2 tRNA genes and 3 rRNA genes are annotated in these 5,256 nt (G+C 49.4%); all 5 read right to left on the reverse strand.

Annotated elements, in window-relative coordinates:
* Position 1 precedes the first annotated feature (1 nt).
* Positions 2-117: ribosomal RNA gene (rrf, locus tag N8L90_RS09180) — 5S ribosomal RNA — on the reverse strand.
* Between the two features lie 76 nt (positions 118-193).
* Positions 194-3,094 (reverse strand): 23S ribosomal RNA (locus N8L90_RS09185).
* A gap of 124 nt (positions 3,095-3,218) precedes the next feature.
* Positions 3,219-3,291 (reverse strand) — tRNA-Ala (locus tag N8L90_RS09190).
* Positions 3,292-3,342: 51 nt separating this feature from the next.
* A 16S ribosomal RNA gene (locus N8L90_RS09195) occupies positions 3,343-4,888 on the reverse strand.
* The 16S, 23S and 5S rRNA genes sit together here with 2 tRNA genes alongside, the layout of an rRNA operon.
* Before the next feature lie 242 nt (positions 4,889-5,130).
* A tRNA-Glu gene (locus tag N8L90_RS09200) sits at positions 5,131-5,202 on the reverse strand.
* Positions 5,203-5,256: the final 54 nt, after the last annotated feature.

Raw genomic sequence — 5,256 nt, forward strand, 5'->3', positions numbered from 1 at the left:
AGCTAAGCGACTTCCATATCTCACAGGGGGCAACCCCCAACTACTTCCGGCGTTCTAGGGCTTAACTTCTGTGTTCGGCATGGGTACAGGTGTATCTCCTAGGCTATCGTCACTTAACTCTGAGTAATACCTACTCAAAATTGAATATCTATTCAAATCAAGAAAACCTCTCGCTTTCATATTCTCAGTTACTTTGGATAAGTCCTCGAGCTATTAGTATTAGTCCGCTACATGTGTCGCCACACTTCCACTTCTAACCTATCTACCTGATCATCTCTCAGGGCTCTTACTGATATAAAATCATGGGAAATCTCATCTTGAGGTGGGTTTCACACTTAGATGCTTTCAGCGTTTATCCCTTCCCTACATAGCTACCCAGCGATGCCTTTGGCAAGACAACTGGTACACCAGCGGTAAGTCCACTCTGGTCCTCTCGTACTAGGAGCAGATCCTCTCAAATTTCCTACGCCCGCGACGGATAGGGACCGAACTGTCTCACGACGTTCTGAACCCAGCTCGCGTGCCGCTTTAATGGGCGAACAGCCCAACCCTTGGGACCGACTACAGCCCCAGGATGCGACGAGCCGACATCGAGGTGCCAAACCTCCCCGTCGATGTGAACTCTTGGGGGAGATAAGCCTGTTATCCCCAGGGTAGCTTTTATCCGTTGAGCGATGGCCCTTCCATACGGAACCACCGGATCACTAAGCCCGACTTTCGTCCCTGCTCGAGTTGTAGCTCTCGCAGTCAAGCTCCCTTATACCTTTACACTCTGCGAATGATTTCCAACCATTCTGAGGGAACCTTTGGGCGCCTCCGTTACCTTTTAGGAGGCGACCGCCCCAGTCAAACTGCCCGTCAGACACTGTCTCCGATAGGGATCACCTATCCGGGTTAGAGTGGCCATAACACAAGGGTAGTATCCCAACAACGTCTCCTTCGAAACTGGCGTCCCGATCTCTTAGACTCCTACCTATCCTGTACATGTGGCACAGACACTCAATATCAAACTGCAGTAAAGCTCCATGGGGTCTTTCCGTCCTGTCGCGGGTAACCTGCATCTTCACAGGTACTAAAATTTCACCGAGTCTCTCGTTGAGACAGTGCCCAAATCATTACGCCTTTCGTGCGGGTCGGAACTTACCCGACAAGGAATTTCGCTACCTTAGGACCGTTATAGTTACGGCCGCCGTTTACTGGGGCTTCAATTCATACCTTCGCTTACGCTAAGCACTCCTCTTAACCTTCCAGCACCGGGCAGGCGTCACCCCCTATACATCATCTTACGATTTAGCAGAGAGCTGTGTTTTTGATAAACAGTTGCTTGGGCCTATTCACTGCGGCTGACTTAAAGTCAGCACCCCTTCTCCCGAAGTTACGGGGTCATTTTGCCGAGTTCCTTAACGAGAGTTCTCTCGCTCACCTGAGGCTACTCGCCTCGACTACCTGTGTCGGTTTGCGGTACGGGTAGAGTATGTTTAAACGCTAGAAGCTTTTCTTGGCAGTGTGACGTCACTAACTTCGCTACTAAACTTCGCTCCCCATCACAGCTCAATGTTACAGATATAAGCATTTGACTCATATCACACCTCACTGCTTAGACAGACTCTTCCAATCGTCTGCTTTAGTTAGCCTACTGCGTCCCTCCATCACTACATACTCTAGTACAGGAATATCAACCTGTTGTCCATCGGATACACCTTTCGGTCTCTCCTTAGGTCCCGACTAACCCAGGGCGGACGAGCCTTCCCCTGGAAACCTTAGTCTTACGGTGGACAGGATTCTCACCTGTCTTTCGCTACTCATACCGGCATTCTCACTTCTATGCGTTCCAGCACTCCTCACGGTACACCTTCTTCACACATAGAACGCTCTCCTACCATACCTATAAAGGTATCCACAGCTTCGGTAAATTGTTTTAGCCCCGGTACATTTTCGGCGCAGGGTCACTCGACTAGTGAGCTATTACGCACTCTTTGAATGAATAGCTGCTTCTAAGCTAACATCCTAGTTGTCTGTGCAACCCCACATCCTTTTCCACTTAACAATTATTTTGGGACCTTAGCTGGTGGTCTGGGCTGTTTCCCTTTCGACTACGGATCTTAGCACTCGCAGTCTGACTGCCGACCATAATTCATTGGCATTCGGAGTTTATCTGAGATTGGTAATCCGGGATGGACCCCTCACCCAAACAGTGCTCTACCTCCAAGAATCTTAATGTCGACGCTAGCCCTAAAGCTATTTCGGAGAGAACCAGCTATCTCCAAGTTCGTTTGGAATTTCTCCGCTACCCACAAGTCATCCAAGCACTTTTCAACGTGCCCTGGTTCGGTCCTCCAGTGCGTCTTACCGCACCTTCAACCTGCTCATGGGTAGGTCACATGGTTTCGGGTCTACGTCATGATACTAATCCGCCCTATTCAGACTCGGTTTCCCTACGGCTCCGTCTCTTCAACTTAACCTCGCATCATAACGTAACTCGCCGGTTCATTCTACAAAAGGCACGCTCTCACCCATTAACGGGCTCGAACTTGTTGTAGGCACACGGTTTCAGGTTCTATTTCACTCCCCTCCCGGGGTGCTTTTCACCTTTCCCTCACGGTACTGGTTCACTATCGGTCACTAGGGAGTATTTAGGGTTGGGAGATGGTCCTCCCAGATTCCGACGGGATTTCTCGTGTCCCGCCGTACTCAGGATACTGCTAGGTACAAAGACTATTTTAAATACGAGGCTATTACTCTCTTTGGCTGATCTTCCCAAATCATTCTTCTATAATCTTTGAGTCCACTTTGCAGTCCTACAACCCCGAAGAGTAAACTCTTCGGTTTGCCCTTCTGCCGTTTCGCTCGCCGCTACTAAGGCAATCGCTTTTGCTTTCTCTTCCTGCAGCTACTTAGATGTTTCAGTTCACTGCGTCTTCCTCCTCACATCCTTAACAGATGTGGGTAACAGGTAGTACCTGTTGGGTTCCCCCATTCGGAAATCCCTGGATCATCGCTTACTTACAGCTACCCAAGGCATATCGTCGTTTGTCACGTCCTTCTTCGGCTCCTAGTGCCAAGGCATCCACCGTGCGCCCTTATTAACTTAACCTTATTTTTTGACCTTTCAGTCATAAACTCTTATTAATACTACAGCGTTTTCGGTTTATTTTCTTGTTACTATTTGATATAGATATTCAATTTTCAATGTGCATTACTTGGTGATCTCTCACCAATGGAGCCTAGCGGGATCGAACCGCTGACCTCCTGCGTGCAAAGCAGGCGCTCTCCCAGCTGAGCTAAGGCCCCACAAGACCTCTCAAGACTAAACAAGACCAATGCGCAGTTCCTTATCCTTAGAAAGGAGGTGATCCAGCCGCACCTTCCGATACGGCTACCTTGTTACGACTTCACCCCAATCATCTATCCCACCTTAGGCGGCTGGCTCCTTGCGGTTACCTCACCGACTTCGGGTGTTACAAACTCTCGTGGTGTGACGGGCGGTGTGTACAAGGCCCGGGAACGTATTCACCGCGGCGTGCTGATCCGCGATTACTAGCGATTCCGACTTCATGTAGGCGAGTTGCAGCCTACAATCCGAACTGAGACTGGCTTTAAGAGATTAGCTTGCCGTCACCGGCTTGCGACTCGTTGTACCAGCCATTGTAGCACGTGTGTAGCCCAGGTCATAAGGGGCATGATGATTTGACGTCATCCCCACCTTCCTCCGGTTTATTACCGGCAGTCTCGCTAGAGTGCCCAACTGAATGATGGCAACTAACAATAGGGGTTGCGCTCGTTGCGGGACTTAACCCAACATCTCACGACACGAGCTGACGACAACCATGCACCACCTGTCACCTCTGTCCCGAAGGAAAACTCTATCTCTAGAGCGGTCAGAGGGATGTCAAGACCTGGTAAGGTTCTTCGCGTTGCTTCGAATTAAACCACATGCTCCACCGCTTGTGCGGGCCCCCGTCAATTCCTTTGAGTTTCAACCTTGCGGTCGTACTCCCCAGGCGGAGTGCTTAATGCGTTAGCTGCGGCACTAAACCCCGGAAAGGGTCTAACACCTAGCACTCATCGTTTACGGCGTGGACTACCAGGGTATCTAATCCTGTTTGCTCCCCACGCTTTCGAGCCTCAGCGTCAGTTACAAGCCAGAGAGCCGCTTTCGCCACCGGTGTTCCTCCATATATCTACGCATTTCACCGCTACACATGGAATTCCACTCTCCCCTCTTGCACTCAAGTTAAACAGTTTCCAAAGCGTACTATGGTTAAGCCACAGCCTTTAACTTCAGACTTATCTAACCGCCTGCGCTCGCTTTACGCCCAATAAATCCGGACAACGCTCGGGACCTACGTATTACCGCGGCTGCTGGCACGTAGTTAGCCGTCCCTTTCTGGTAAGATACCGTCACAGTGTGAACTTTCCACTCTCACACTCGTTCTTCTCTTACAACAGAGCTTTACGATCCGAAAACCTTCTTCACTCACGCGGCGTTGCTCGGTCAGACTTCCGTCCATTGCCGAAGATTCCCTACTGCTGCCTCCCGTAGGAGTCTGGGCCGTGTCTCAGTCCCAGTGTGGCCGATCACCCTCTCAGGTCGGCTATGTATCGTCGCCTTGGTGAGCCGTTACCCCACCAACTAGCTAATACAACGCAGGTCCATCTGGTAGTGATGCAATTGCACCTTTTAAGCAAATGTCATGCAACATCTACTGTTATGCGGTATTAGCTATCGTTTCCAATAGTTATCCCCCGCTACCAGGCAGGTTACCTACGCGTTACTCACCCGTTCGCAACTCATCCAGAAGAGCAAGCTCCTCCTTCAGCGTTCTACTTGCATGTATTAGGCACGCCGCCAGCGTTCGTCCTGAGCCAGGATCAAACTCTCATTAAAAGTTTGAGTTCTCACTCATTTCTGTCACTGACAGATTTATTGTTTTTTCATTGTTCAGTACTACAACCTTAGTTGTAGTGCCCTGCACATTGGTTCGTCTTGTTCAGTTTTCAAAGGTCTTTGTCACTCGCTTCTCTCAAGTGACAACTATATTAGTATATCACAGTCGCTTTCGCTTGTCAACACTTTTTTGAAACTTTTTTAAACTTTTTTTCATCAAGTGTTTCAACCGCAACATACCATAGTCCGTACGGGATTCGAACCCGTGTTACCGCCGTGAAAAGGCGGTGTCTTAACCCCTTGACCAACGGACCAGAGTTGTTATTTTCAACTCTTACTATTATACCGACTTTTCAAACTTTGTCAAC

Origin of the sequence: Streptococcus mitis (assembly GCF_946190115.1) — a bacterium.
GTDB lineage: Bacteria > Bacillota > Bacilli > Lactobacillales > Streptococcaceae > Streptococcus > Streptococcus mitis_CO.